This window comes from Streptomyces sp. NPDC005728 (genome assembly GCF_040630895.1).
In the GTDB taxonomy this organism is placed as follows: domain Bacteria; phylum Actinomycetota; class Actinomycetes; order Streptomycetales; family Streptomycetaceae; genus Streptomyces.
Genome location: NZ_JBEXYL010000003.1, coordinates 55250 through 81088, shown reverse-complemented (window position 1 = coordinate 81088; position 25839 = coordinate 55250). Strand labels below are relative to the sequence as shown.

The 25839-nt window shown below is 72.8% G+C and carries 23 protein-coding genes and 5 pseudogenes; 16 read left to right on the top strand and 12 right to left on the bottom strand.

Going from position 1 to position 25839, the window contains the following annotated elements:
* Positions 1-75 precede the first annotated feature (75 nt).
* The 4 genes and pseudogenes from ABZ471_RS03585 to ABZ471_RS03570 all read right to left on the bottom strand — a co-directional run.
* Entirely contained in the window at positions 76-3204 is a 3129-nt protein-coding gene (locus ABZ471_RS03585; RefSeq protein WP_359061950.1) for a molecular chaperone Hsp90, read from the bottom strand.
* A gap of 94 nt (positions 3205-3298) precedes the next feature.
* Positions 3299-4282 carry an alpha/beta fold hydrolase gene (locus tag ABZ471_RS03580; protein ID WP_359061948.1) on the bottom strand — a complete coding sequence of 328 codons (984 nt, stop codon included), beginning with the start codon at positions 4280-4282 and terminating at the stop codon, positions 3299-3301.
* 137 nt (positions 4283-4419) lie between these two features.
* Positions 4420-4509: a DUF397 domain-containing protein gene (locus ABZ471_RS03575; RefSeq protein ID WP_359062275.1), complete on the bottom strand. Its 90-nt coding sequence runs from the start codon at positions 4507-4509 to the stop codon at positions 4420-4422.
* Between the two features lie 48 nt (positions 4510-4557).
* Positions 4558-5042 (bottom strand): annotated as a pseudogene (locus ABZ471_RS03570) (Scr1 family TA system antitoxin-like transcriptional regulator); the annotation flags it as partial.
* A gap of 126 nt (positions 5043-5168) precedes the next feature.
* Between ABZ471_RS03570 and ABZ471_RS03565 the strand changes: the two are divergent.
* From ABZ471_RS03565 to ABZ471_RS03555, 3 pseudogenes are all read left to right on the top strand, one after another.
* Positions 5169-5330: pseudogene (locus ABZ471_RS03565) on the top strand (ATP-binding protein); the annotation flags it as partial.
* 4 nt (positions 5331-5334) lie between these two features.
* A pseudogene (locus tag ABZ471_RS03560) lies at positions 5335-5622 on the top strand (helix-turn-helix domain-containing protein); the annotation flags it as partial.
* A gap of 48 nt (positions 5623-5670) precedes the next feature.
* Positions 5671-6260, top strand: a pseudogene (locus ABZ471_RS03555) (Uma2 family endonuclease).
* Here ABZ471_RS03555 and ABZ471_RS03550 read toward each other — a convergent pair.
* A complete protein-coding gene (locus ABZ471_RS03550; RefSeq protein ID WP_359061946.1) occupies positions 6251-7177 on the bottom strand; it encodes a DUF3027 domain-containing protein in 927 nt (308 codons plus the stop codon). The pseudogene ABZ471_RS03555 and the gene ABZ471_RS03550 overlap by 10 nt on opposite strands.
* A 404-nt stretch (positions 7178-7581) precedes the next feature.
* Between ABZ471_RS03550 and ABZ471_RS03545 the strand changes: the two genes are divergently transcribed.
* The 4 genes from ABZ471_RS03545 to ABZ471_RS03530 all read left to right on the top strand — a co-directional run bounded on the left by ABZ471_RS03545 (position 7582) and on the right by ABZ471_RS03530 (position 11081).
* Complete coding sequence (locus tag ABZ471_RS03545; protein ID WP_359061944.1) at positions 7582-8988, top strand: MFS transporter; 1407 nt, start codon at positions 7582-7584, stop codon at positions 8986-8988.
* 62 nt (positions 8989-9050) lie between these two features.
* The gene (locus ABZ471_RS03540) at positions 9051-9524 is read left to right on the top strand and encodes a DUF2771 domain-containing protein (RefSeq protein ID WP_359061942.1); all 474 of its coding nucleotides are present in this window, start codon (positions 9051-9053) and stop codon (positions 9522-9524) included.
* Complete coding sequence (locus ABZ471_RS03535) at positions 9497-10243, top strand: futalosine hydrolase (protein ID WP_359061940.1); 747 nt, start codon at positions 9497-9499, stop codon at positions 10241-10243. Before ABZ471_RS03540 ends, ABZ471_RS03535 begins: the two co-directional genes overlap by 28 nt.
* Positions 10233-11081 carry a 1,4-dihydroxy-6-naphthoate synthase gene (locus ABZ471_RS03530; protein ID WP_359061938.1) on the top strand — a complete coding sequence of 283 codons (849 nt, stop codon included), beginning with the start codon at positions 10233-10235 and terminating at the stop codon, positions 11079-11081. Before ABZ471_RS03535 ends, ABZ471_RS03530 begins: the two co-directional genes overlap by 11 nt.
* 3 nt (positions 11082-11084) lie before the next feature.
* On the opposite strand, the gene ABZ471_RS03525 is transcribed toward ABZ471_RS03530, so the two are convergent.
* Complete coding sequence (locus ABZ471_RS03525; RefSeq protein ID WP_359061936.1) at positions 11085-11468, bottom strand: cold-shock protein; 384 nt, start codon at positions 11466-11468, stop codon at positions 11085-11087.
* A gap of 163 nt (positions 11469-11631) precedes the next feature.
* On the opposite strand from ABZ471_RS03525, the gene ABZ471_RS03520 reads away from it, so the two are divergent.
* Positions 11632-11883, top strand: coding sequence for a hypothetical protein (locus ABZ471_RS03520; protein ID WP_359061934.1), 252 nt, complete (start codon positions 11632-11634; stop codon positions 11881-11883).
* Here ABZ471_RS03520 and ABZ471_RS03515 read toward each other — a convergent pair.
* Together ABZ471_RS03515 and ABZ471_RS03510 are read right to left on the bottom strand one after the other, a co-directional pair.
* Positions 11859-12497, bottom strand: coding sequence for an HAD family hydrolase (locus tag ABZ471_RS03515; RefSeq protein ID WP_359061932.1), 639 nt, complete (start codon positions 12495-12497; stop codon positions 11859-11861). The two genes, ABZ471_RS03520 and ABZ471_RS03515, sit on opposite strands and share 25 nt — an antisense overlap.
* A 26-nt stretch (positions 12498-12523) precedes the next feature.
* The gene (locus tag ABZ471_RS03510) at positions 12524-13534 is read right to left on the bottom strand and encodes a hypothetical protein (protein WP_359061930.1); all 1011 of its coding nucleotides are present in this window, start codon (positions 13532-13534) and stop codon (positions 12524-12526) included.
* Positions 13535-13649: 115 nt separating this feature from the next.
* On the opposite strand from ABZ471_RS03510, the gene ABZ471_RS03505 reads away from it, so the two are divergent.
* Positions 13650-16184, top strand: a complete 2535-nt coding sequence (locus tag ABZ471_RS03505; RefSeq protein ID WP_359061928.1) for a helicase C-terminal domain-containing protein — start codon at positions 13650-13652, stop codon at positions 16182-16184.
* Between the two features lie 29 nt (positions 16185-16213).
* On the opposite strand, the gene ABZ471_RS03500 is transcribed toward ABZ471_RS03505, so the two are convergent.
* A complete protein-coding gene (locus ABZ471_RS03500) occupies positions 16214-16759 on the bottom strand; it encodes a hypothetical protein (protein WP_359061926.1) in 546 nt (181 codons plus the stop codon).
* A gap of 148 nt (positions 16760-16907) precedes the next feature.
* Here ABZ471_RS03500 and ABZ471_RS03495 point away from each other — a divergent pair, with 148 nt between their 5' ends.
* Entirely contained in the window at positions 16908-18551 is a 1644-nt protein-coding gene (locus ABZ471_RS03495; RefSeq protein ID WP_359061924.1) for a DNA repair helicase XPB, read from the top strand.
* Here the strand turns inward: ABZ471_RS03495 and ABZ471_RS03490 are convergent.
* A complete protein-coding gene (locus ABZ471_RS03490; protein ID WP_359062273.1) occupies positions 18509-19573 on the bottom strand; it encodes a glycosyltransferase 87 family protein in 1065 nt (354 codons plus the stop codon). The genes ABZ471_RS03495 and ABZ471_RS03490 overlap by 43 nt on opposite strands.
* 102 nt (positions 19574-19675) lie before the next feature.
* On the bottom strand, positions 19676-19858 hold the full coding sequence (locus ABZ471_RS03485) for a hypothetical protein (RefSeq protein ID WP_359061922.1): 183 nt from the start codon (positions 19856-19858) through the stop codon (positions 19676-19678).
* A gap of 438 nt (positions 19859-20296) precedes the next feature.
* On the opposite strand from ABZ471_RS03485, the gene ABZ471_RS03480 reads away from it, so the two are divergent.
* From ABZ471_RS03480 to ABZ471_RS03455, 6 genes and pseudogenes are all read left to right on the top strand, one after another.
* Entirely contained in the window at positions 20297-20407 is a 111-nt protein-coding gene (locus ABZ471_RS03480; protein WP_228624525.1) for a keywimysin-related RiPP, read from the top strand.
* A 34-nt stretch (positions 20408-20441) separates the two neighbouring features.
* Complete coding sequence (locus ABZ471_RS03475) at positions 20442-21050, top strand: hypothetical protein (protein ID WP_359061920.1); 609 nt, start codon at positions 20442-20444, stop codon at positions 21048-21050.
* Between the two features lie 27 nt (positions 21051-21077).
* Positions 21078-21431 (top strand): annotated as a pseudogene (locus tag ABZ471_RS03470) (asparagine synthase-related protein); the annotation flags it as partial.
* Between the two features lie 133 nt (positions 21432-21564).
* Entirely contained in the window at positions 21565-22086 is a 522-nt protein-coding gene (locus ABZ471_RS03465) for an ABC transporter ATP-binding protein (RefSeq protein WP_359061918.1), read from the top strand.
* Positions 22087-22234: 148 nt separating this feature from the next.
* Entirely contained in the window at positions 22235-24295 is a 2061-nt protein-coding gene (locus ABZ471_RS03460; protein ID WP_359061916.1) for a UvrD-helicase domain-containing protein, read from the top strand.
* 44 nt (positions 24296-24339) lie between these two features.
* The gene (locus ABZ471_RS03455; protein WP_359061914.1) at positions 24340-25116 is read left to right on the top strand and encodes a hypothetical protein; all 777 of its coding nucleotides are present in this window, start codon (positions 24340-24342) and stop codon (positions 25114-25116) included.
* Between the two features lie 7 nt (positions 25117-25123).
* Here ABZ471_RS03455 and ABZ471_RS03450 read toward each other — a convergent pair whose 3' ends face one another.
* Positions 25124-25822 carry a copper homeostasis protein CutC gene (locus ABZ471_RS03450; RefSeq protein ID WP_359061912.1) on the bottom strand — a complete coding sequence of 233 codons (699 nt, stop codon included), beginning with the start codon at positions 25820-25822 and terminating at the stop codon, positions 25124-25126.
* Positions 25823-25839: the final 17 nt, after the last annotated feature.

The following is a 25839-nucleotide window of genomic DNA, read 5'->3' as shown; positions in this document are numbered from 1 at the left end:
AGTTGTAGAGGATTGGAAAATTTTGGATTGAACCAGTGAAGCGGTGCGCCAGGTGCGCCAGATGCGTCTGATGCGTCAGTCGAACCACCGATCCCGCGCCAGCTCCTCCGTCCGCGACGGGTCCTCCAGCAGTGCCGCCACCTCGAAGCGGCGTGGCCACTGGCCCGCCGCCCAGGCAAGGCCCGCGGCGACGCCCTCCAGGGTGGCCGCGTGCAGGACGCCGTCGTCGGTCAGCCGCCAGTCGATCTCCACGCCGTCCACGACCAGTTCCTCGTGCTCGACGTAGGTGGCGGGGGTCCGCGGACCGAGCAGCACCCGCACCGACTCCGGTACGTCGTGCTCGGCGCCCTCGGAGTGCACCGCGCCGGTGACGGACTCGCTCAGCCGCCGCACCTGGAACAGCTCCGCCAGCTCGGCGGCCCGGGAGGGGCGGACGGGCAGCAGCGGGACGCCGGAGGCGAACGGCAGCAGGTCGGGCGAGTCGACCACCACCGCGTCGGCCGCGTCCACCACGGTCACCCGACCGTCGGCCACGGCCCGCAGGTCGTCCGGCAGGGTCACCTGCTCCGGATCCAGCTCGGCCAGCGCGCCGTACAGGCCGTGCAACTGGGCCGGGGTGACCGACCGCTCGGGGTCGGCGAGGCGGTCCAGCAGTTCGGCGGCGCCGCCGGGCTCGTCCAGCAGGGCGGACACGGAGGTCCGTACGCCCAGCGCGCGCAGCACCTGCTCGTCGTCGAAGCCGGTGGCGTCGGCCTCGTCGTACAGGCCGTGCAGGAGCGGGTCCCCGCCGGCCGCGAGCAGGCCGGCCGGACGGCGGCCGTCGAGCACCGGGTGCCCGCGCAGCCACCACGCCGTGTACGGCCGTACGACCTCGTGGGTGCCGTCGGGCAGCAGGATCCGCACCGGCTGGGTGAGGGCGTCGCGCAGCGGCGGCCGGGCGAGCAGGGAGAGGGCCTCGGGCCAGTGGTCGTCGTCCACCAGGTCGAGGTCGCGTACGGCGACCAGTTCGGTGGCGACCGGAGGCACCGGGCTGTCGGGGAAGCGATCGAGGATGTCCTCGCACCACACGTCCACGGCATCCAGCAGGCCCGCGTCGTCCGGCTCGGCGAAGTCGCCCTCGCGGGGCTCAAGTTCGTCCGGGTCGAGGACGACGTCCGTGGCGCGGACGAGCGCGAAGTCCGCGAGGACACCGCACGCGGTCAGCGGCTGCTCGCCCCACTTCTCGGCCAGGTCGGCGTCCACGGCGGCCAGTTCGCCCTCGCGGATCACGCGGGCGAAGGGGCTGCCGGGAAGGACCAGCTCGCCCGCCGGGGCGAGTTCGCCGTCCTCGTCGGGCAGCGCCAGGGCGCCGAGCCAGGGCTCGTCACCGGGCTCCAGACCCGCGTCGCGCACCAGGGCGAGGACGGTGTCGGCCAGTTCCTCGGCGTCGGGGACGTCCTCCTCCCACAGCGCCCCGCCCTCGTCGTCCAGCGAGGCGGCGACGGCGGCCCGCACCTGCGGGGTGGTCAGCACCGCGCGCGGGCTCGCGGGCAGCGCGCCCAGCTTCTCCAGCAGCGGGTGCGCGGCGTCCGCATGGGCGACCTTGAGCCCCAGCCGGCCGAGGATGTCCGGGTCGATGAAGGCGGCGTCCGGGGTGGGCAGGAGCACCTGCCGGGGCCCGATGCTGGTCCTGCCGTCCGCGAGCGGCACCGGAAGTCCCGAGAGCCGGTCGGGGTCGACCCCGGCGAGGCTGTCGTAGAGCCGCCGCCACCAGTCGGGGTCCTTCTCCAGACCGGCGAGCCGGTCGACGGCATCGGCGAGCGGCAGCCGGGCGACACCGAGGGTGCGCAGCTCGGCGCGGCGTTCGAGCCCGGCGGGCAGGAGGGTGGGCAGCACCTCCGCGAGGACCCGTACGGTGTCCGCGCCCGCGCCCTCCACCACTTCGGCGTCCCTCGGCCGCAGTGCCTCGGGAAGCTCGTCGTCGCCCTTCGCGTCGACGGCCGGAGGCAGAAACGCCGTCCGCGGCAGCCGCTCCAGGACCGCCTGCCGCAGCGCGCCGTCCAGCTCACCCTTGCCCAGCGGTCCGGGTACGAGGTCGATCACGCCCTCGGTCACCGGCCGCCACTCGGCGAGGAGTTCGGTGTAGGCGTCCGCCGCCCGCTGCACCAGGAAGTCGGTCAGCGGACCGGGAGCCGCGTGCCGCCGGGTGGTGTCCAGCGGGAAGGAGGCGATGAGCAGGGCGGGAACGCCGAGGGGCTCGTCGCTGGGGGTGGGCGCGTGCACGACGGGGCTGGTGCGGGGACGGACGGGAGCGCCGTAGGCGTCGACGGGCACGGCCCAGGTGACGGACCAGTGGGGTCGCAGGCGCTCCTCGACGGGCCGGTCGGCGAGGAGGTCCGGCGTGAGGGGGCCGTGCGCGGAGACGGAGCGCCAGTGGGTGACGCCGTCGCGGGAGTCCTCCACGACGGTGAAGGCGCCGTCGGTGCGGCGGCTGAGGGTGCGCGGGGCGTCGTCGTTGACCTCCACGACTACTTCTTCCAGGCCCGGCAGGGCGAGGAGCAGGGCGTCGTCCACGGCGGTGAGGAGGCGCTCGGCGAGGTCGGCGGCGGCCGTGTCCCGCAGGGGCAGGATGACGGCGGTGTCGTACGGGTCCGGGGCGGAGCCCTCGGCGGCGAACGGGAGCCGGAGGAGGGGTACGTGCCCGTCGCGGCGCCGGATCTCGTCCCCGAGTCCGGGGCTGTGCCGGGCGGTGTCGACGGCCAGTTCACGCGCCTCGGCCAGAGACCAGCGGACCCCGCCGTGACGGCCGACGAGGGCGGGCTCGTCGGTGACGGCGATGACGGCGGCGAAGCCGACACCGAACCGGCCGACGGCGCCCTGCGTGTCCTGGGCGCCACGCTTGGCCGAGGCACGCAGAGTGGACAGCGACTCGACTCCGGCCGCGTCCAAGGGGGCGCCGGTGTTCGCCGCGACCAGCACGCCGTCGCGGAGAGTGAGCCGCAACCGCCCCGGCGTCCCGGCCCGTGCGGCGGCGTCGGCGGCGTTCTGGGCCAGCTCCACCACGAGCCGGTCCCGGTAGCCGCCGAGGACCAGGTCCTCCTCGGCGTTGGCGTCCTCACGGAACCGGGCGGGGCTGGTGGCCCAGGCGTCGAGGACACCGCGGCGCAGACGGGCGGTGCCGAAGGGGTCGGCGCCCTCGGCCGCCGGCCGCACGTACTTGCTCACGTTCACTCTCCTCGTCGACTTGAGGATGAAGGTACAGCGCGAGCGGGGTGGCCGGGGCTCGGGCGTCGGCGGGCGGCCGGGCGGGGGACTCCCTTCAGCCGCCGAGTACGGGCAGGGAGAGGCCGCACTGGACGGGCTGTGCGTGGGCCGGGTCGAGGGCGTTGCCGACGAGCTGGAGAGCGTTGCTGTCGTACGCGATCGACAGGTGCTCGGACTTGTCCTGAGGGCAGACCTCTTGGATCGTGATGTTCTTGACGGTCGCGCCGGGTCCCGCGGTCAGGAACTGATGCGTGTAGGGGGTGACGACCTCGTCGTACCGGGTGGCGATGACGGTGTAGTCGACCCCTCGCTGCGTGTCCCCGTCCCGGTCCAGCGCCGTGTTCACTCCGGACCCGACCATCTGGTCCGCGTACGCCTGGCCGGCGAGGAGGGACACCGGCTGGTTGAGACCCAGCTCGGTGGTGAGTGTGCCGAGGCCGGAGGCGGTCGTCCCGTGGTTGGACGGCGCCAGGCCGATGAGGCTGTGCACCTTGTTCCGTTCCGGGTGCGCGGTGTCCGTGCCGCCGGCGAACCGCAGGTACCAGCGGGGCGTCAGACCGCCGCCCTGGGAATGCCCGACGAGGTCGACCTGGTGGGCGCCGGTGGCCTTCAGTACGCGGTCGACGTAGGCGGCGATCTGCCGGGCGGAGTCCGGGACGTGTGCGGTGGCCTTGATCGGAGAGCCGGGCGCCCCGCCGTAGTTGGGCGCGAAGACGCAGTAGCCCGCCTCCTTCAGCCACGGGGCCATCAGGTTCCAGCTGTCATAGGCGTTCGCGAAGGTCCCGTGCAGCAGGACGACCGGGCGCGGATGCTCACGCGTGGGCTTGCAGCTCCAGTCGTCGGCTCCGGGCGGCGACGCATCCGGGTGGACGAGCGAGCCCACCGCCGCCACGGGAAAGTCGAGGATCTGCCCCCGCGGTACCGGAGGCGCGGGGCTGGCGGACGCGGCTGCCACGCCCTGCCCCACGGCCAGCGCCAGGGCGAGCCCCGCGCAGACCGCGGCCCCGCGGCGCCGCCGGTTCGACCGTTCTTCCGACATGGGGCCTCTCCTCGCCTCACCGCCGGCCGAGCGCCGACTTCGGTGATGATCGAGGAGCGGGGTCCTGCGGGGCTTGGCGACGGGGCGCAGCACCCCTTATGGAGCAGGCCGGTTCATCCGGTCAGCGGCTCATCGGGTCAGCTGTTAGAGGCGTAAGTCAGGAAATCCGACCAGGCGGTGGGGGTGACGGTGAGGATGGCTCCGCCGGTTTGCTTGGAGTCTCGGATGTGGATGGTTTCGGGGTGGGGGCGATCTCTATGCAGGAGTCGCCGTCGGGACCGCGCCCGGATGGTGCCGTACCGCAGCTCAAGGATGCGCAGCTGCCTCAGGTCCTCGACCGGGCGGCCATTGAAAGCGCCATCGGAACGCCCCACAGCCGTACCGTCATTGAACTTCAGCAACTCGATCCTGCCGCTCATTCCGGGGTGCGGCCCACTGTCCATCGGCATCAGCAGCGTGACGTTGCTCAACCGCCCCACTTCCAGTAAGCGTTCGAACTGCTGCCGCCGCACCATTGTGCCCCCCCACCGCTGCGGCGCAGTGTCGCCTCTTCCAGGAACTCAGGCCGGGGGATCCGCATCCCGCCCTCGATCTTGTGGACCATGTCCTCGCCATAGCCGACAACCTTGGCGAAATCGGCCGCACGCATCCCGACCGCCTCGCGCCGCAGCCTCAACTGCCGCCCTACGGTCGTCATGACCGCCACTCCCCAGTCATCGTCCGGGTCGACCTCCCAACCCGGCTCCTCCTCTTCGCTCATAGCGCGCCCCCTACCCGTCCGCACCGTTCCGACTGACCGGACACCACCGAACAAGCTCCGAACAGTGACCCTACGTATCGACAACGTCACTGTTCACGCTAGGCGCACGCCGCCACGCTGAGTGATGTGAACCAGGAAATCTCCACCCTCATCCCCCACTTCTGCGTGCGCCTGTCCCCCACGCCCCGCGGAGCCCGTCTCGCCCGACTCCTCGCCACCGAGCAACTGCGCTCCTGGGGACTCCCGTTGGACCAGGTGATCGTGGCCGAGTCGGCGGCGAACGCGGCCACGCCACCTGGCCCCCGGCGTCGCCTCCTGGCTCGAACGGGACGTGACACCCACGGCCGTACGACACGCCCTGACCACGGGCCTCCCGGATGAGCCCCTGTGCCGCCCGGCAGCCCTGCCGGCCCGCCGCCTGACGGATCAGCTGCCTCCCGTGCCCCCGTTCCGTGCCCCGGCACCCCCATCGACGGTCCGGCACCCCCTCCAGAACTGCGACAACTGCGACCGGGCGTTCCACTCGCCCGCGCCGGGCCACTGCCGTGACTGCCGAACCGATCTCCCGGAGGCCGCCTAGCACGAACGGGACGATCCTTGCCCCGGGCACATATGAGGAGCGAGCGCCATGACCATCGCCCCGGACAACGCGCAGCAGGGCGCTTCCCACCGGTACCGGGCCATGCGAGATTTCGTTCAGTCGATGGACGACACCCTGCCCGGCAAGTTCGAGGTCACCGAGGAAGGAATCGTCCACGACATGACGGCGCCCGTCGGTCCGCACGAGCTGACCACCCTGCACCTGCGGAAACGCCTCGAAGAACTGATGCCGGACGAGATCGTGGCCCATACCGGCGAGCCGGATTCGAGGACGAGCCCGAGGGCATCATGCGGCACCCCGACGTCATGGTGATCACCCTGGCCGACATGGAGGTCCCGGGGAGTGTCGCTCCCCGTACGCTCATCGCTGCCATCGAGGTCGTCTCCCGCTCCAACCCTGACAACGACTGGGTGAGCAAGACGCGCGACTACCCCCTCATCGGCATCCCGATCTACGCGATCTTCGACCCCCGCACCGGCACCGGTGCCGTCCTCACCGACATCCACCCCACCCCCGAGGGGCCGCGCTATGCGACCCGCAAGGACTTCGTCCACGGCGAGGCCGTCACCATCGGGGAATGGACCATCTCGACGGACGGCCTGCCGCTCTACGAGTGACCCAGTTCCGCCGTCTCCTCGTCGCCCGTCTCCGGAACCGAGCCCGAGTCGCGGGCCGGGCGGAGGGGGAACACATCGACCTTCAGCTCGTCGATCACCGGCGCGGCCGGCTGGGGCGGCTTCGGCATGACCGCCGCCTCCGAGTGGCCGCCGCAGCCGTACGCCAGCGAGACCACGCGGCCGTCGGCCGGGGAGAACTCGTTCGCGCAGACGCCGAACGCCTGGCCCAGGGAGCCGCCGATGGGGCTGAGGAAGCCGCAGGTCAGACATGTCGCCGGGGCCGCCTGGGCCATCGGCGTCTTGGGGCCGAACCCTTCCTCCCAGCGGTCGGCCGCGGTGTGCAGGCCGTAGCGGGACAGGACGCGGGCGCGGCGCAGGCCCAGTTCCTCGGCCACCGCGGCGATGGAGCCGCGGAGGGGGGCCGTCGGCTGGACGGCGGGTGCGCCGGGCCTCACGTCGGCGTCCTCCGCCTCCGCCAGTTCCACCATCTCCTCCGACACCACGGAGTTCGGCGGGGGCTCCTCCTCGCCCGTGTAGCCGGGCTCCAGACGCAGGTCCTCCTGGTCGGTGGGGAGCAGGTCGCCGGGGCCGAGGTCGCCGGGGCGCAGACGTTCGCTCCACGGGACCCACTCGGGGGCGAGGAGGGCGTCGGGGCCGGGGAGCAGGACCACCTCGTCCAGGGTCACGATCTTCGCGCGGGAGGCCCGGGCCACGGTCGCCGCCCAGCGCCAGCCGCGGTAGCCCAGCTCCTTGCACTCGAAGAAGTGCGTGACAACTCGGTCGCCCTCCGACACGAGGCCGACGTGCTCACCGACCACACCGGGCGCCGCTGCTTCCTCGGCGGCGGCGCGGGCGAGGTCCACGGCCTCGGCGCACAGACGGTCGGGGGTGCGGCTTCGCGTTGTCGCTGCGCTCACAGGTATCGCTTCTCTCCTACGCCGTCTCTGAGTGCGGCTGCCTCCGGCGGTGGAGCGGACGGAGCGGACCTGGGGACCGCATCAACGTCTGCACTCCGATCGCGCTCGGGCGCACCTCTGCCATCTATTCTGCTTGATGGCTGAGATACGCACGCTACCCCGTCGTCGGTCGTCGGGGACAGTCCGCCGCTTCGCGGCGATGTTTCCTACCCTCCCACCCGCCTCGCCCGGACGAGAAGCCGACCCGCGTGTCGCGGCCCGCTCGGCCGGGAAACCGGGCCCCGTGTCGCGGCTCAGGAGGCTGAGAAGGTGCTCCGTGTTCTGGGTCGGGCGGCTGTGAAAGCCGTGGCTCTGCCGACTCGCTTGGTTTCAAACCGCACTATGGGGCCGACTCTCGGGGCACTATGAACGACGTGGCAGCCGCGGACAGGGGGAGCGTTCGGGGAGGCGGTTCGGGCCGGGTCGGCGGTGCCGTCCGCGCGGTCGGGCGTGCCCTCCACTTCCCCGTGACCGGCACCGCCCGCGGGATCCGGAAGGCCACGCACGCCCATGGCGCCGGCGAGTCGGGGCTCGGCAAACTGATCGAGCTGCACGCGGTGAACGGCGCCGGGGACGTCATGATCACCGTGGCCCTCGCCTCAACGGTGTTCTTCTCCGTGCCGACCGACGAGGCCCGGGGCCGGGTCGCGCTCTATCTCGCCATCACCATGGCTCCCTTCACCGTCCTCGCCCCCGTCATCGGGCCGCTTCTCGACCGGCTTCCGCACGGGCGCCGCGCCGCCATGGCCGGGGCGATGCTGGCTCGGGCGCTGCTCGCGCTGATCATTTCCGGGGCCGTGGCCAGTGGGAGTCTGGAGTTGTATCCCGCCGCGCTGGGGGTGCTGGTGGCGTCGAAGGCGTACGGCGTGGTGCGCAGTGCCGTCGTGCCTCGGCTGCTGCCGCCCACCTTCTCCCTCGTGAAGGCCAACTCCCGGGTCACCCTCGCGGGGCTGCTCGCCACCGGTGTGGCCGCACCGGTGGCGGCGGGGCTGCATGCCGTCGGGGACCCCTGGCCGCTCTACGGCGCCTTCGTGATCTTCGTTGCAGGGACGTTCCTGTCCTTCTCCCTGCCGCCCAAGGTGGACTCCGCCAAGGGCGAGGACGTGGCGCTGCTCGCGGCCGACGAGCAACATCTGCACGGGCCGCGCCGGAAGGAGCAGGTCAAGCGGCGGCCCGGGCTGCGGACGGTGGGGCCCGCGGTGACCCATGCGCTCGGTGCCAACGCCGCCCTGCGCTGCCTGTCCGGCTTCCTGATCTTCTTCCTCGCCTTCCTGCTGCGCGAGCACCCGCTGACCGGGGAGAGCGCGGCGGTCTCGCTGGGGATAGTCGGTGTCGCGGCCGGAGTGGGGAACGCGCTCGGCACCGCGGTGGGGGCCTGGCTGAAGTCCAAGGCGCCGGAGATCATCATCGTGACCGCCGTCGCCGTGGTGCTCGGTACCGCGATCGTGGCCGCCCTGTTCTTCGGGGCCTTCCTGGTGACCTGCCTGGCCGCCGTCGCCGGGTTCGGGCAGGCGCTGGCCAAGCTGTCCCTGGACGCGCTGATCCAGCGGGACGTGCCCGAGCTGGTGCGGACATCGGCGTTCGCGCGCTCGGAGACGCTGCTGCAGATGGCGTGGGTGTTCGGCGGCGCCGTCGGCATCGTGATGCCGCTCAACGGCGCTCTGGGACTGGCCGTGGCCGCCGTGATCATGGCCGTCGGCTGGCTGACCACGCTGCGCGGTCTGCTCGCCTCGGCACGGCACAGCGGCAGGCAGCGGGCGCGAGTGGCGTAACGAACCGGGCACGCCGCACCCCACATGGGCGGGCGGCTCCTGGGGCCCGATAGCCTTCGGCCATGACCACGCTGCAATCCGCTGTGCGACGCCGCCGCGCCGTCGCCGCCGCCGGCGCCGTTTCCGCCGGACTGCTCGTCCTCTCGGCCTGCGAGAAGCCGACGCCCGTCGCAACGATCACCGTAGGCCGAAGCTCGGTCAACTCCGAGGCCCTCTGCTACAACGACGGCAAGGCGCTGGACGCCAAGTCGCTGGCGAAGTGCGCCAAGAAGGCCGAAGACATCGAGTCGATCAAGGTCGACCCGGACGAGACGGTCCGCTTCGGTGTCGATCCGAAGATCGCCGACAACGGCTGGATCATCCTGGTGAACGGCCGTCAGTTCACCGACGTGAGCAAGAAGACCTACACCACCATCCCGGGCAGCGCGTTCTTCAACGCCCAGTACGGCACCCAGGGCACCAGCAACACGGTCTCCATCCAGATGGGTCAGAGCCCGGCCAAGGGCCTGTGGTCCTTCAAGCTGAAGAAGGCCTGACCACGCCCCCCGCACGCGTTCTCGTAGCCACCGCCGTCCCGGCCGAACGGGACGCGGTGGCACGGGCGTTCCCGGGGGCGGCCGAGGAGGTGCCCCTGCCCGGGGGGTCCGTGCTGCGGACCGCCGCCGGGTACGACCTGCTGGCCGCCGGTGTCGGACCCGCCCTCGCCGCCGCCTCCACCGCCGGCGCACTCACCGCCGCCGCCCTCGCCCACAGCCCCTACGGCCTCGTCGTCTGCGCCGGGATCGGCGGCGGCTTCCAGCCGGAGGCACCGGTCGGCTCGCTCGTCGTCGCCGACGCGGTCACCGTGGCCGATCTGGGCGCCGAGACCGCCGACGGCTTCCTCCCGGTCACCGAACTCGGCTTCGGGACGGTCACCCATCGGCCGCCGAATTCACTCGCACGAGGCGTGTCCGAGGCCATCGGCGCCCGCCCCGGCACCATCCTGACCGTCTCCACCGTCACCGGCACCGCCGCCCGAGCCGCCGAGCTGCGCGCCCGCCACCCGCATGCCCTCGCCGAGGGCATGGAGGGGTTCGGCGTGGCCGAGGCGGCAGCCAGGCACGGCGTGCCCGTGCTGGAGATCCGCGCGGTGTCCAACCCGGTCGGCCCGCGCGATCGCGCCTCCTGGCGCATCGGCGACGCGCTCGCCGCCCTCACCGAGGGCTTCGGGAAGCTCGCACCCGCTTTGGAGAGTTGGAACACGCATGACCAGTGATGCGCTGCAGATCGCTTACTCGCCCTGCCCGAACGACACGTTCGTCTTCGACGCCCTCGCCCACGGCCGCGTCCCCGGCGCCCCCGCCCTGGACGTGACCTTCGCCGACATCGACATCACCAACGGCATGGCCGAGCGCGGCGAGTTCGACGTGCTGAAGGTGTCGTACGCCGTGCTGCCGTACGTCATGGACGAGTACGCGCTGCTGCCCTGCGGCGGCGCGCTGGGGCGGGGCTGCGGGCCGCTGGTGCTCAGCCGGGAGGCAGGGGCCGACCTCACGGGGCGTACGGTCGCCGTGCCGAGCGAGAAGTCGACCGCCTACCTGCTGTTCCGGCTGTGGGCCGCGGACACGCTGCCGGCGGGCGTCGGCGAGATCGTCGTCATGCCGTTCCACGAGATCATGCCGGCCGTACGGGACGGCAAGGTGGACGCCGGACTCGTCATCCACGAGGCCCGCTTCACCTACCAGAACTACGGGCTGCACAAGCTCGCCGACATGGGCGAGCACTGGGAGCGCACCACCGGGCTGCCGATCCCGCTCGGCGCGATCATCGCCAAGCGCTCGCTGGGCGCCGAGACCCTCGGCCGGCTCGCGGACTCCGTCAAGGCGTCCGTACAGGCCGCCTGGGACGACCCCGAGGCCTCCCGGCCCTACGTCATGGAGCACGCCCAGGAGATGGATCCGGCCGTCGCCGACCAGCACATCGGGCTGTACGTCAACGAGTTCACCGCCGACCTCGGCGAGGACGGCCGTGCGGCGGTCCGCGGGCTGCTCACGCGCGCGGCGGCCGAGGGGCTCGTACCGCCCCTCGGCCCTGATGCGCTCGCTTTTCCCTGAGGGTCACACGTCCAGCTGGTCGGCGACCGCGCGCAGCAGACCGGCGATCTTCTTGCCGGAGGCCTTCTCCGGGTAGCGGCCCTTCTCCAGCATCGGCGTGATGTTCTCGAGAAGGGTCGTCAGGTCCTGCACGATCGAAGCCAGCTCGTCCGGCTTCTTGCGCTGCGCGGCCGCGACGGAGGGCGTCGGGTCGAGCACGGTCACGGAGAGCGCCTGGTCACCGCGCTGACCGGCGACGACGCCGAACTCCACGCGCTGTCCCGGCTTGAGCGCTTCGACTCCGGCGGGGAGAACCGAGGAATGGACGAAGACGTCACCGCCGTCGTCGCGGGAGAGAAAGCCGAAGCCCTTCTCACTGTTGAACCACTTGACCTTGCCGGTAGGCACGTCTGTCCTCGTCCTCGTACTCGTCGGAAAACTACTTCGGAAACGGCTCTTGATAGCACTGAGCGGGTCGACCATGACCCGCCGCTACCAAGGCTAATGGTCTTCGGGCGGGTGACAAGACGTCCCCCGGTTGTTCTCTCGCGCTGGGAACTACCCTGGTCCGGTGCGTGACAAAACCCAAACGAATTCCGCCGGGCCCGGTGACCGACTGATCCGCGCCGGTGTCGTCGTGTTCTTCCTCGGGGCCGTGGCCACCCTCGTCACGGTGACCCCGCTCTTCCTCGGTGCGAAGCCTTTTCCGACGTACATGTTCGGCCTGAGCATGCTGATGGCCGTCGGCTTCCTCATCGCGGGGGCGGGTGTGCTGCGTTCGGTGGCCGCCGGCCGACGTCAGGCGCGGGGCGCCTCGCGGTAGCCGGCCAGCCAGGCCGGGAAGGCGGAGAGGTCGTCCAGTACGACATCCGCCCCTGCGGCGCGCAGTTCGTCGCCGTCGCAGGGCCCGGTGACCACGGCGACCGACAGCGCGCCCGCCGTACGGGCTCCGCGCACGTCCCCGACGTGGTCGCCGACGTAGACGCCCGCGCCGTACTCGCGCAGGGCGTCCGCCTTCTGCTCGGCCCACAGGTCACCCACCACCACGTCGGGCTCTATGCCCAGGTGGTCGAGGTGCAGCTTGGCGTTCGGCTCGTACTTCGCCGTGACCACCATCGTCCGGCCACCGGCCGCGCGCACCGCGTCGATCGCCTCCCGCGCGCCCGCCATCGCGGGTGTCGCGGCGATGGCGATCGACGGGTACATCTCCCGGTACAGGTCGGCCATCGGCGCGATCTGCTCCGCCGGGAACCAGTGAACAAGCTCCTCCACGAGCGGGGGCCCCAGCCGGGTGATCGCCAGATCGGCGTCGATGTACGTCCCCGTTCGCTCCGACAGCGCCAGGTAGCAGGCGTGGATGCCCGGGCGGGAGTCGATCAGGGTCATGTCGAGGTCGAAGCCGACGGTGAGGGCGGGGGTGGAGGTCATGGGGGACATTGTGCCGGGCGCAGCTGTGCGGCCGGCTAGCCCTTCCGCTGTGAGCGCCAGACCAGGAACAGGGCCGAGGCGACGGCTGCGCCGCGGACCGTCCAGGGCCAGGTCTCGGCCAGGGCGTCGTTCATGTGCCCCTGGGCGATGGGGGCGCCCCAGCGGCCGTGGTCCCGGCCCCACAGCCACAGCAGGCCGGCGGCCAGGGCGAGGCCGGGGATGCCCAGGACGGTCCACTTGGTCTCCGCCGGGGTCAGCCGACGGGAGCCGTAGGCGATCAGCCAGCCCAGGAGCAGCGCGAACCAGGTGCCGAGCACGGCGCCGGCGACCAGTGCGGCGGCGGCCAGGAGCAGAAGGGGATTGGTCCAGCCCGCGGCGGGGCGTGGCAGCAGGCGGCGGGCGGGCGCGGGGGCCTTGCGTGCGAACAGACGGCGGCGTGGGGCGGGCGGGGCCCCGGGCTGTTCCGTCGCGTCCGCCTGATCCTCCGGCCGGGGCTTCTGCTCCTCCTCCGTCTCCTTCCGGGGACGCCTGAGCAGGTCGGGGATCTCCACCCCGCCGACGAACCCCGGCACCGCGTCACCGGCCGCCGTACCGAACGGGCTGCCGTCCACGCGCCACCAGTCGGGCTGTGTCGCGCTGTCCCCGAGTTCGTGTGCGGCGGCGAGATGCGGCGGTGAGGGTGCGGGGCGCGGGGCTGGCGTCTGCGGCTCGGCGGGGCGCGGCCGGGGTACGACCCTGCGCAGCCCCTTGGGCCGGTCCTCCGCCTCCGTCTCCCGCTGCACGGGCACGGCGGTGGCCGGCGGCTGCGGCGTGCCCGCGGTGCCGCCCGCGGCCTCGACCACCTCGTCCGGGGTGCCGAGCCGGTCCAGGATGCGGCGTACGGCGGCGGGGCTGTCCACGGGCGCCTTGCCCCGGGCGCGGTCGATCTCGTTCCGCAGCTCCGACACCAGCCGCATCCGTGTGGACGACGGCAGTTGCCGCTGGTGCGCCACGTCTCCGACGCGGCTCAGATACTCGTAGACGACCTGGTCGCTTTCGATCCCCACGGAACCCCTCCGGGGCGACGCCGATGAACCCCGTGAGGAAGGTACCGCTTCCTCCCTGTTGCCCGGAGCCGCTGTGCCCGCCCCGAGGGCTGGGGTGTCGGCTACCGTTGGCCGGATGAGCCCCGAGGCCCCCTCAGCCCCCCGGTCCCTGGCGGAAGCGCTCCGCGCGAGGGACGACGCCTCGCTGGCCGCGCTGTTGCGCAGCCGACCCGATCTCATCACCCCCGTCCCCACCGACCTCACCCAGCTGGCCACCCGGGCCGGCACCCGCGCCTCGGTCCTGCGCGCGCTGGAGCGACTCGACCGGTTCGCGCTGCAGACCGCCGAGGCGCTCGCCGTGGCCCCGGACCCGGCGTCGTACGAGACCCTGCTCGGCCTGATGGCGGGGGACGCCCGGGAGGAGGCCGTCGCCGCCGCGCTGCCCCGCGCCGTCGCCACCCTGCGCGAACAGGCCCTGGTGTGGGGCGACGACGAACGGCTGCGGCTGGTGCGGACCGCGCGGGAGCTGCTCGCGCCGTCCGCGCAGCACCCCTCCCCCACCGGTCTCGGCCCGAGCGTGCAGGAGGCCACCGCGGGCATGTCCCCGGGACGGATCCAGGAGATCGTCGCGGCCGCCGGGCTGGCCTCGACGCACGACTCGGTGTCCGCCGTGGCCGCGCTCACCGCCCTGTTCGCCGACCGGAAGAGGATGGCCGCGCTGCTCGCCGGGATCCCGGAGGCCTCCCGCGAGGTGCTGTCGCGGCTGGTGTGGGGGCCGCCGTACGGGCAGGTCACCGCCGAGCCGGCCGCCCATCTGCGTCGGCTGCTGGACCTCGGCCTGCTGCTGCCCACCGCGCCCGGCACGGTCGTCCTGCCCCGCGAGGTGGCCCTGCACCTGCGCGAGGGCCGCGCGCACCGGGCGCCCGAGCCGCTGCCGCCCGCCGTCGAACCGGCCGCGACCCACAGCCCCAGGATCGTGGACGCCACGGCGGCCGGGCAGGCGTACATGGCGCTCGCCACCGTCGAGGAGCTGCTGAAGGACTGGGACGAGGGCGGTCCGGCCGTGCTGCGGGCCGGCGGGCTGAGCGTGCGGGACCTGAAGCGGACCGCCGTCGCCCTCGACGTGCCGGAGCCGGTCGCCGCGTTCTGGGTCGAGCTGGCGTACGCGGCCGGCCTGCTGGCCTCGGACGGCGAGGCCGAGGAGCGGTACGCCGCCACCCCCGCCTACGACGAGTGGCTGGAGCGGCCCGCCGCCGAGCGCTGGGCCCGGCTCGCCGAGGCCTGGCTCACGGCCACCCGGACGGCGGGGCTGGTGGGCGGCCGGGACGCGAAGGACCGTACGTTGTCCACGCTGGGCCCGGGACTCGACCGGTCCGCCGCGCCCGAGGTACGGCACCGGGTGCTGAGCCTGCTGGCCGGCCTGCCGCAGGGCGCCGCCCCCGCCGCCGAGTCGGTGCTGGCCCGGCTGGGCTGGGAACGGCCGCTGCGCGGTCCGCAGCGCGACGGCGAGGACGATCTGCGCACCCGGCTCGCCCGCTGGACCCTCTCGGAGGCGGAGCAGCTCGGTGTCACCGGGCGGGGGGCGCTGTCGGCGCAGGGGCGGGCGCTGCTCGGTGCCCCGGCCGCCGGGCCGGCCGCCGAGGCCCCGGAACCCTCCGGGCCGGGCGACAAGCTCCCCGTCCACCACCACCGCCTCGCCGCCCTCGAACCCCTCTCGGCCGCCGAGCAGGCCGTCGCCACCGCCGCCGCGTCCCGGCTCCTCACGCCCCTGCTGCCCGAACCCCTGGACCACGTCCTCCTCCAGGCGGACCTGACCGCGGTGGCCCCCGGTCCGCTCCAGCGTCCGCTCGCGGAGATGCTCGGGGTCCTCGCGGACGTCGAGTCCAAGGGCGGGGCGACCGTCTACCGCTTCACCCCGGCCTCGGTACGCCGTGCCCTGGACGCCGGCCGGACCGCCGCCGACCTGCACGCCTTCCTCACGGCGCACTCCCGCACGCCGGTGCCGCAGCCGCTGGCGTACCTCATCGACGACGTGGCGCGCAAGCACGGCCATCTGCGGGTGGGCGCGGCCTCGGCGTACGTACGCTGCGACGACGACGCCCTGCTGAACGAGATCCTCGCCGACAAGCGGGCGGCCGCCCTGCGGCTGCGCCGGCTGGCCCCGACCGTCCTCGCGACCGTGTCGGACCCGGCCACGCTGCTGGAGGGTCTGCGCGCGATGGGCTACGCGCCCGCCGCCGAGTCCGCGGAGGGCGATGTCCTGATCACCCGGGCCGACGCCCACCGGACCCCGCCGCGCACCGCGCCCGAGCCGGTGCCGGAGGGTCCGCCGCCGCCCGATGCCACGCTCCTGGCGGCCGCGATCCGCGCGATCCGGGCGGGGGACCTGGCCGCCACCGCCCCGCGCAAGCCCTCCGACTCCGCGCTCGCGGGCGGCGAGCTGCCCCGCACCAGCTCCGCCGAGACCCTGGCCACCATGCAGGCCGCCGTCCTGACCGGCGAGTCCCTGTGGATCGGCTACGTCAACGCCGAGGGCACCGCCAGCCAGCGCGTCATCGCCCCGATCCGCGTCGAGGGCGGTTTCGTGACGGCGTACGACCACACGGCCGACGAGGTACGGACGTATCCGCTGCACCGGGTCACGGGAGTCGCCGAGCTGGCGGAGGAATAGGGCCGGCCCGGTCCGCGGAAGAGGCCGGGTCAGCAGTCCTTGACCGGAGCGTCGGCGGGCAGGCCGAAGTGGTCGCGGGCGGCGGCCTCCAGGCCGGCGGACGGCATCTCGTCGGCGGAGCCCGGCTCGGCGAAGTAGCTGAAGTGGTCCTCCACCCACTTCCCGTACCCCTCGCCGTCCGGCGGTTCCTCCCGCGACACCACGCGATAGCCGCCGGGCGCGCCCGTGTCCCGTTTCAGGCGCACCACCTGCGGGCCCGCGGCGCCGGAGCACTCCACAAGAACGCCTTTCCGCACCCCGTACTCCACGCACAACGTGGTCACGCCCGCCCGGACGACGCCGTCGTGCTCGTCGAGGTCCCGTGCCTTCGCCCCGCAGAACCACTGCGCCCGCAGAGCGGGCTGCGTCTCCCCGTACCCGTCGCCCTTCGAGTCGGCCACCAGCCGGGCCTCGACCACCGGCCGCACCTCGCTCCACAGGTGCTCGTCGACGCCCGCCGGCCACACCGCCCAGGCCCCCGCCGCCACGAGCACCACCGCGGCTCCCAGGCCGGTCCCCCACCTGCGTACCGACATCGCCCCCGGCTCCTCCCCGGACCGCGCCCCCGCGCCGCCCCCGCGGATCAAGACCCGCGCCCGGGGCGCATGGTTGCAGCGGCCCCGCCCTGATCATCCGCCGGTAGGGCACACTGGACGTTTGGCCGTGCGGAAGGGAAGTGCGTAGGTGAACGGACCGCTGATCGTCCAGTCGGACAAGACTCTGCTCCTGGAAGTCGATCACGAGCAGGCCGACGACTGCCGTCGGGCCATCGCGCCCTTCGCCGAACTGGAGCGGGCCCCGGAACACATCCACACCTACCGGGTCACGCCGCTCGGCCTGTGGAACGCGCGGGCCGCGGGGCACGACGCCGAGCAGGTCGTGGACGCGCTGGTGCAGTACAGCCGCTATCCCGTGCCGCACGCGCTGCTCGTGGACATCGCCGAGACGATGGACCGGTACGGGCGGCTCACCCTCAGCAAGCACCCGGCGCACGGACTCGTCCTCACCAGCACCGACCGGCCGGTGCTGGAGGAGGTGCTCAAGTCCAAGCGGGTCATCCCGCTGGTCGGGGCGCGGATCGACCCGGACACCGTGGTCGTGCACCCCTCCGAGCGCGGGCAGATCAAGCAGATACTGCTGAAGCTGGGCTGGCCGGCCGAGGACCTCGCCGGGTACGTGGACGGCGAGGCGCATCCGATCGAGCTGCTGGAGGACGGCTGGGCGCTCAGGCCGTACCAGAAGCAGGCCGTGGAGAACTTCTGGCACGGTGGCAGCGGCGTGGTCGTGCTGCCCTGCGGTGCCGGTAAGACGCTGGTCGGCGCCGGGTCCATGGCGCAGGCGAAGTCCACCACCCTCATCCTCGTCACCAACACCGTCTCGGCCCGGCAGTGGAAGCACGAGCTGGTGAAGCGGACCTCGCTGACCGAGGACGAGATCGGCGAGTACAGCGGGACGCGGAAGGAGATCCGCCCGGTCACCATCGCCACCTACCAGGTGCTGACGACCAGGCGGAAGGGTGTCTACCCGCACCTCGAACTCTTCGACTCCCGGGACTGGGGGCTCATCGTCTACGACGAGGTGCACCTGCTGCCGGCCCCCGTCTTCAAGTTCACCGCCGACCTCCAGGCGCGCCGCCGCCTCGGTCTGACCGCGACCCTGGTCCGCGAGGACGGCCGCGAGTCGGACGTGTTCTCCCTCATCGGGCCGAAGCGGTTCGACGCGCCCTGGAAGGAGATCGAGGCGCAGGGCTACATCGCACCCGCCGACTGCGTCGAGGTACGGGTGAACCTGACCGACTCCGAACGGCTCGCTTACGCCACGGCCGAGACCGAGGAGAAGTACCGCTTCTGTGCCACCACCGCGACCAAGCGGAAGGTCACCGAGGCGATCGTCCGCCGGTTCGCCGGGCAGCAGATCCTCGTCATCGGCCAGTACATCGACCAGCTGGACGAGCTGGGCGAGCATCTGAACGCCCCCGTCATCAAGGGCGAGACGTCCAACGCCCAGCGCGAGAGGCTCTTCGACGCCTTCCGTGAGGGCGAGATCAGCGTCCTCGTCGTCTCCAAGGTCGCCAACTTCTCCATCGACCTGCCGGAGGCGACGGTCGCCGTCCAGGTGTCCGGCACCTTCGGTTCGCGCCAGGAGGAGGCCCAGCGCCTCGGCCGGGTCCTGCGCCCCAAGGCCGACGGGCACCAGGCCCACTTCTACTCGGTCGTCGCCCGCGACACCATCGACCAGGACTTCGCCGCCCACCGGCAGCGCTTCCTGGCCGAGCAGGGCTACGCCTACCGGATCGTGGACGCGGACGAGATCCTCTCCGAGGGCTGAGCGGCAAGGACCTGGTGCCCGGCCACGGCCGACACCAGCAGCGCCAGGCCCAGCAGCGGGTACGGCGAGGCCAGCGGCTGCTCCCACCAGGGCAGGTGCAGGTCCCGGTCGCCCTCGTGGGGGACCAGCCACAGGGTGCGGGCGGTGAACACCGCCGCCGTCACGGCGGCCAGATGCCGACGACCGCCGGCAAGGAGTACCGCGAGGAGCGGTACGCACCACACCCAGTGGTGGGACCAGCTGATCGGGGAGATCAGGAGGGCGGTGAAGGCGGTCAGGAGGATGCCGTGGCCGTCCTGGCGGGCGCGGGTCGCCAGGTAGAGGCCCGTCACTCCCACGGCCGCCGCCGGGAGGGCCCAGGCGAGGCCCGGTGCCGGGTCGCCCAGCGCCCTCGCGATCAGTCCCCGCAGGGACTGGTTGTCCACGAGCCATGTCTTGCCGACCCTTCCGGTCTCGTAGAGGCGCCGCGTCCAGAAGCCGGCGCTCGCGGAGGGGAGCAGCAGGGCGCCGAGGAGAACGGTGGCGGTGAAGGCGGCCGTGGCCGTCGTCGCCTCCCGTCTGCGTCCGCGCAGGAAGAGGTGGACGATGAACACCGCCGGGATGATCTTGATTCCGGCCGCGAGGCCGAGGGCCAGGCCCTGGGCGCGGGCGCCGGGTGAGCGTGTGAGGTCCCACAGCACCAGGCAGGTGACGGCCAGGTTGACCTGGCCGAACAGGAGCGTCTGGAAGACCGGTTCGAGCCACAGGGCGACAGCCGTGGCCGCGCACAGCCACGGCATGGGGAGCGGACGGCCGGCGAGGCGGGCCGAGAGCACGACGAGAACACCGAGCAGGAGCGCGTTGCCCGCCAGGAAGGCCGTCTTCAGGACCGGGACGGGGAGCCAGGTGGCCGGGATGAACAGGATCGCCGCGAAGGGCGGGTACGTTGCCGGGAGCCGCCACTCGGTGACCGTGAAGCCGTACAGGTCGCCGCCGTGGGCCGCGGCGGCACCCTCGGCCCGGTACACCAGCAGGTCGGCCATCGGGGTCCGCTGGAGGACGCACAGGGTGGTCAGGGAGCAGAGAGAGACCGCGAGGAAGAGGATGGACACCGTCCGTTTCGGCACGGAGGTGACCCTATGTCGCTACTTGCGGCGTATGCCCGCTTCCTCGCCGTACTCGCCGAGGATCACGACGCGGAACGCGGCCTCCACGAACACCTTGATGGCGCGTAGGGCGTTGCCCAGGAGGTGGTGATGGGGGCCGCCCACGGCCGTGGCACCGGACGGCGGCCGGACAGGGACCGGAGAGAAGGTTGCTGCGCTCATGTCTCCATGGTGGAACTTCGGGCAGGCATCCGGCATCGGTCTGCGGGTCCAATCCCGAAGACCCTCGCGTAGGCCTCCGGGTGGACGCCCGCCCTACGCCTGAAGGGCCGTGTCCCCTAGGGGTCCACATCCGGGATCGCGGCCCGGCGGGCGGAGCACGCCCCCGCAGATCCTCCCGCGCCCCCTCCGGTCCGGGCATCGTCGCCGGGTCCACGGTCCATCTGGAAACGTTCCTTCGGCACACACCCCCGGCACCTGCGGAGTGCGCGCGGCCATCGGAGCGGCTCCCGCTCAGCGGTCGAACAAACCACCAATGAAGAGAATTTACAGACAATAGGATCGTTTGTTTTCATCTTGCCGGGTCGCTGCTTTTCCTCGCTAGCTGGTGACACGCCGCCCTCGGTGGGCGGAGAGACAATCCGCGAGGAAAAACAGGTCATGAAGAAGGCATACGAAGCACCGACTCTCGTCCGTCTGGGGTCCTTCCGGAAGGAAACCGGACTCCTGCAGCGCCACGGCAACGACCGACTCATCCTGAGCAAGAACTGAACGGCGGACGAGCGACGAGCTCCACTGCGACGTCATGACTGATCTGCACTCACGTGCGGGGACGGGCCACGGCGACGCGCACTTCGCGGTCTTCGCCGACCGCGCGGACGCGGCCGCCGTGGCCCGCTCCTTCGCCCGCCCCGACACCCGCAGCCTCGACCACGCCTCGGGCCGGCCCTGGCTCGTCGGCCACTGGAACGACCAGGAGATCGTCAGCGCGCGTGTCGGCTCCGCCGCCCTCGCCCTCATCGGCTGTGTCCCGGTCGACAGCACCGAACTGGAAAAGGTCGCCCGTGCACCGCGCGACCTTGTCGCACTGGACGCATGGACCCGTTCGCTGCCCGGCAGCTGCCATCTCGTCGCCGCCCTCGACGGACAGATCCGCGTGCAGGGCACGGCGTCCGGTCTCCGGCTGGTCTTTCACGCCCAGGTGCACGGCACCCGGGTGGCCGCGACGCGGGCGGACGTCCTGGCCACCGCGCTCGGTGCCGAACCGGCGCCGGAGCGCCTGGCAGCGCGGCTGCTCTGGCCCGCTCCGCACCCCCTGCTCGACGAGCCACTGTGGCCCGAGGTCACCGCCGTCGCCCCGGACGAGGCGCTGATCCTCGCGCCGGACGGACGAGGCGCACGCCACACCCGGTAGTGGACGCCCCCGGAACCGGTCGTTCCGATGCGCACGGGCGCTCCCCTGGTCCGCGAGGCCCTCAGCGCGGCCGTCGGCGCCCGCACCCGGCACGGCACCACCGTCAGCTGCGACCTCTCCGGCGGCCTCGACTCCACCTCCGTCTGCTTCCTCGCCGATCGCTCACCGTCCCACGTCGTCGCCTCCACCTGGCCCGGACGCGACCCCGCCGACACCGACCTGCACTGGGCCAGGCGGGCCGCCGCCGCTCTGCCGGACGTCGAACACATCATCTGGGACGCCGAGGCCTCTCCGCTCGTCTACAACGGACTGCTCGCCATCGACGACGTACTGGACGAACCCACCATCGGCGTCATGGATCGCGCGCGTGTCCTGCACCATCTGGCTGCGCGCGCTCGGCCGTACGGCGCACGACGTACGGAACTGACCCCGGAACCCCGGGAGACACGGACAGGACCAGAGACTCCCTGCCACGGAACTCGGCCGCGGCACCTGCCGGACGCACCTCGCGATCGTGGACCAGAACAGCCATGTCGTCCGGGGCACGCTGCACGACAACATCACCTACGGCCGGCCGGACGCCGCGGAGGACGAGGTGCGCCGGGTCCTCCGGCTCGCCCGGCTGGAGGAGGTGGCCGAGCGGCTGCCCGGCGGCCTGCACGGCACCGTCGGGGACCACGGCGCCACCCTGTCGGGCGGCGAGCGCCAGCGCGTCGCCCTGGCCCGCGCCCTGCTCAGCCGCCCGGCGCTGCTGCTCCTCGACGAACCCACCTCCCACCTCGACGCCCTCAACGAGGCCGCGCTCACCGCCGCGCTGAGGGACATCACCCGGGAGTGCGCGGTCCTCGTCATCGCGCACCGGCTCTCCACGGTCCAGCACGCCGACCGCATCGTCGCCCTGGACGAGGGCCGCGTCACCGCGTGCGGACGCCATGACGAGCTGCTCACCGCCAATTCGGTGTACCGGCGGCTGGCGGCGGCCCAGATGGTCCGGTCGGCGGGTGCCTCCGCCACGGCCTCCACCCCGGCCGGGTGACACCGGAAAATCCATTCGCCCGCCTTACGGCACCTCCTCTAGAATCTCCGCTCTTGCCCGCCTCCCTCACGGAGCGCCGCCGCCCGGACGGAAACCGGGCGGCCCAGTCATGCCCCAGTCATGGAAGAGCAGATCCGGAGGCACCCCCTTGTCCACGCCCGCCCACGAACCGCTCGACGCCCCCCTCGCCCGGGAGCGCTCGCACCTCGCCGAGTCCCGGACCGCCCTGCGCGCCATGCGTGAGGACGTCGAGGCGCTGGACATCAAGGACGTCGCCGCGAACTGGGTCAACGCCCAGGTCCTCGCCCGCCAGATGGACGAGCGCATCAAGGCGCTGGCCGACCTCAGCGACACCCCCCTCTTCTTCGGGCGGCTCGACTATCTGCACGCCCCGGGCGCCGAACAGGCCGAGGGGGCGGAAGGGGAGCGGTTCTACATCGGGCGGCGGCACGTCCACGACGCCGGCGGCGACCCCATGGTCATCGACTGGCGTGCCCCGGTCTCGCAGCCGTTCTACCGCGCGTCCAAGAAGGACCCGATGGACATCGGGCTGCGCCGCCGCTTCGGCTACACCGGCGGCGACCTGACCGCGTACGAGGACGAGCACCTGTCCGACCCGGTCGAACCGTCGGGGGCCACCACCAGCAAGCTGCTCCAGCAGGAGATCGAGCGGCCGCGCGTGGGCCCGATGCGGGACATCGTGGCGACCATCCAGCCCGAGCAGGACGAGATCGTCCGCAGCGGGCTGGGCGGGACCGTCTGTGTGCAGGGAGGCCCGGGCACCGGGAAGACGGCCGTCGGCCTGCACCGCGTCGCCTACCTGCTGTACGCCCACCGGGAGCGGCTCGCCCGCACCGGCACGCTCGTCATCGGGCCGAACAAGTCCTTCCTCCACTACATCGAGCAGGTCCTGCCGGCGCTGGGCGAGCTGACCGTGCAGCAGGCCACCGTGGACGACCTGGTCGCGCACGTGGAGGTGCGCGGCACGGACGACGCGGCCGCCGCGATCGTCAAGGGCGACGCCCGGATGGCCGAGGTGCTGCGCCGGGCCCTGTACTCCCACGTGACCCTGCCCACCGAGCCGGTCGTCGTCGTGCGCGGCTCGCGGCGCTGGCGCGTCGCGGCGTACGAACTGGAGGAGATCGTCCGCGAGTTGCTGGACCGGGACATCCGCTACGGCGCCGCCCGCGAGGCGCTGCCGCAGCGGATCGCGCACGCGGTGCTGGTGCAGATGGAGCGGGCCGGGGAGGCGCCGGACGACCGGGTGCAGGACGCGGTCGCCCGCAACAGCGCGGTGAAGGCGGCCGTGAAGGAGGTCTGGCCGGCCGTCGATCCGGCGAAACTGGTCCTGCGCCTGCTGACGGACGCCGCCTTCCTCGCCGAGCACGCCGAGGGGAGCCTGGACGAGGAGGAGCAGAAGACGATCCTGTGGGTGAAGCCCGTGCGCAGCGTGAAGTCGGCGAAGTGGTCGGCGGCGGACGCGGTGCTGATCGACGAGGCGACCGACCTGACCCAGCGCACGCACTCGCTCGGGCATGTCGTCCTGGACGAGGCGCAGGACCTGTCCCCCATGCAGTACCGGGCCGTCGGCCGCCGCTGCACCACCGGCAGCGCGACCGTCCTCGGCGACCTGGCGCAGGGCACGACGCCCTGGGCGACGCGGGGTTGGGACGAGGCACTGGCCCACCTCGGCAAGCGCGAAGGAGTCGTCGAGGAGCTGACGGCCGGCTTCCGTGTCCCCACGGACGTCATCACGTACGCCTCCCGTCTCCTCCCCCACATCGCGCCGGGCCTCACCCCGGTCGCCTCGGTCCGTGAGAACCCGGGCTTCTTCGAGGTCCGTACGAGCACGGGGACGGCCGAAGTGGTCGCCGCCTGCGCGGAGTTGCTCCGCAACGAGGGCTCGACCGGCCTGATCGCGGCCGACGCCCGGATCCCCGCACTCGCCGAGGCCCTGACGGCGGCCGGGATCGGCTACCTGGCCCCGGGCGAGGAGACGACCCGCGAGACCCGTCTGACCCTCGTCCCGGCCTCCCTCGCCAAGGGCCTGGAGTACGACTACGTGGTTCTGGACGAGCCGCAGGCGGTGGTGGACGGCGAGCCGGACGAACGCACGGGCCTGCGGCGCCTGTACGTGACCCTGACCCGAGCGGTGTCGGGCCTGATCGTGACCCACGCGGCACCGCTGCCCCCGCAGCTCGATCAGTAGGGTGCTGTGCCGTCCCGTCATGTCCCCCTCGGGAAAGGCCTTCGTTGAGCTACCCGCCGCACCCTCCGCCCCAGCAGTCCCCCGGGCCGTACCAGCAGTCCCCCGGGCCGTACGCCCAGCCCTCCGGGCCGTACGCGCAGCCTTCCGCTCCCTGGCCCCAGCAGTACGGCGGCGCGATGCCGGTGGGCGGGCCGCCGGGGCTGTGCGAGGCGTGCGGGGCGTCGCCCGCCGCGCCGGTGACCGTACGCGGCCATCAGGGCATGCTGGTGATCATGCGGTTCCTGCGGCGCCAGGGAACGTTCTGCCGCACCTGTGCACTGGCCGTCTTCCGGGACATGCAGGCGGACACCATGGTGCTGGGCTGGTGGGGTCCCCTGTCGGTCCTCATCACACCCTTCACCCTGCTGGCCAACCTCAGCGCTTTGTCCGGCATCAAGAGGATCCCGGCGCCGGTCACGGCCGGCTGGCGGCCGCCGCTGGACCCGGGCCGGCCGGTGTTCCGGAGGCCGGCCGGGGTGCTGGCGCTGCTCCCGCTGGGCGTACTCGGCCTGCTGGTGCTCGCCGTTCCGGTCCTCTTCCTCATCGGTCTGGTGGCCGGGTCGAGCGACGGTGACCACCCGACCCTGACGGTCGGGTCGTGCGCCCGCAACGACGCCGACTGGCCCGACCAGGACCTCGAGGCCGCGGACTGCGGCTCCGCCGAGGCACAGTTCCGCGTCACCGGCCCGCCGAGCGGCGAGTGTGCGCCCGGGGACTACATGGCCTACCCCGAGTACAGCAGGAGCGGCGACGTCTCGCTCTGCCTGCACCCCCTCAAGTGAGGGAACGCTAGGAGGCCTCGCCGTCCAGCACCGCCCGCCACTGCGCGACCGCCTCGGCCGAGACCGGCGACTCCCAGCCCACCGTCCGGGCCGCGCCCCCGATGTGGAAGGCGTCGATGCCGGCGTGGCGGAGGGCGGGTACGTGGTCGAGGCGGAGGCCGCCGCCGACCAGGAGCGTCTGGTCGTAGCCGGGCTCGCCCCGCCGCCCCACCTCGGCGACCAGCGTCTGCAGACCCTCGTCGACGCCGGAGGCGGAGCCGGCGGTGAGGTAGGTGTCCAGACCGGGCAGGTCGGCGAGCTGCTTGCGCAGGGCGTCGCGGTCGGCGGCGCGGTCGATGGCCCGGTGGAAGGTCCAGCGGCAGCCGCCCAGCGCGGCGACGACCCGCTCCACCGCGTCCAGGTCCACCCCGCCGTCCGCATCGAGGAACCCGAGCACGAACTGATCGGCCCCGGCCTCCCGCAGCTCGCCCGCCACCCGGACCAGACGCTCCACCTCACCGGCCGCGAACCCGTCCGCCAGTCGCAGCATCACGCGCAGGTCGATGTCGACGGCGGCCCGGATCCCGGCGACGGTGGCGGCGGACGGGGTGAGCCCGTCGGCCGCCATCTCGGTGACCAGCTCCAGACGATCCGCGCCTCCGGCCTGGGCGGCGACCGCGTCCTCCACGTCGAGGGCGATCACCTCCAGGACTGCACGCTTGCTCATGGCACCCCATTCATCGG

Bases quoted from the DNA above. Each gene is read 5' to 3' on its own strand.
- ABZ471_RS03580 (WP_359061948.1), bottom strand. From the start codon at position 4,282: ATGTCGGAAGAACGGTCGAACCGGCGGCGCCGCGGGGCCGCGGTCTGC.
- ABZ471_RS03545 (WP_359061944.1), top strand. From the start codon at position 7,582: ATGAACGACGTGGCAGCCGCGGACAGGGGGAGCGTTCGGGGAGGCGGT.
- ABZ471_RS03540 (WP_359061942.1), top strand. From the start codon at position 9,051: ATGACCACGCTGCAATCCGCTGTGCGACGCCGCCGCGCCGTCGCCGCC.
- ABZ471_RS03530 (WP_359061938.1), top strand. From the start codon at position 10,233: ATGACCAGTGATGCGCTGCAGATCGCTTACTCGCCCTGCCCGAACGAC.
- ABZ471_RS03515 (WP_359061932.1), bottom strand. From the start codon at position 12,497: ATGTCCCCCATGACCTCCACCCCCGCCCTCACCGTCGGCTTCGACCTC.
- ABZ471_RS03505 (WP_359061928.1), top strand. From the start codon at position 13,650: ATGAGCCCCGAGGCCCCCTCAGCCCCCCGGTCCCTGGCGGAAGCGCTC.
- ABZ471_RS03500 (WP_359061926.1), bottom strand. From the start codon at position 16,759: ATGTCGGTACGCAGGTGGGGGACCGGCCTGGGAGCCGCGGTGGTGCTC.
- ABZ471_RS03490 (WP_359062273.1), bottom strand. From the start codon at position 19,573: ATGGCCGACCTGCTGGTGTACCGGGCCGAGGGTGCCGCCGCGGCCCAC.
- ABZ471_RS03485 (WP_359061922.1), bottom strand. From the start codon at position 19,858: ATGAGCGCAGCAACCTTCTCTCCGGTCCCTGTCCGGCCGCCGTCCGGT.
- ABZ471_RS03480 (WP_228624525.1), top strand. From the start codon at position 20,297: ATGAAGAAGGCATACGAAGCACCGACTCTCGTCCGTCTGGGGTCCTTC.
- ABZ471_RS03475 (WP_359061920.1), top strand. From the start codon at position 20,442: ATGACTGATCTGCACTCACGTGCGGGGACGGGCCACGGCGACGCGCAC.
- ABZ471_RS03450 (WP_359061912.1), bottom strand. From the start codon at position 25,822: ATGAGCAAGCGTGCAGTCCTGGAGGTGATCGCCCTCGACGTGGAGGAC.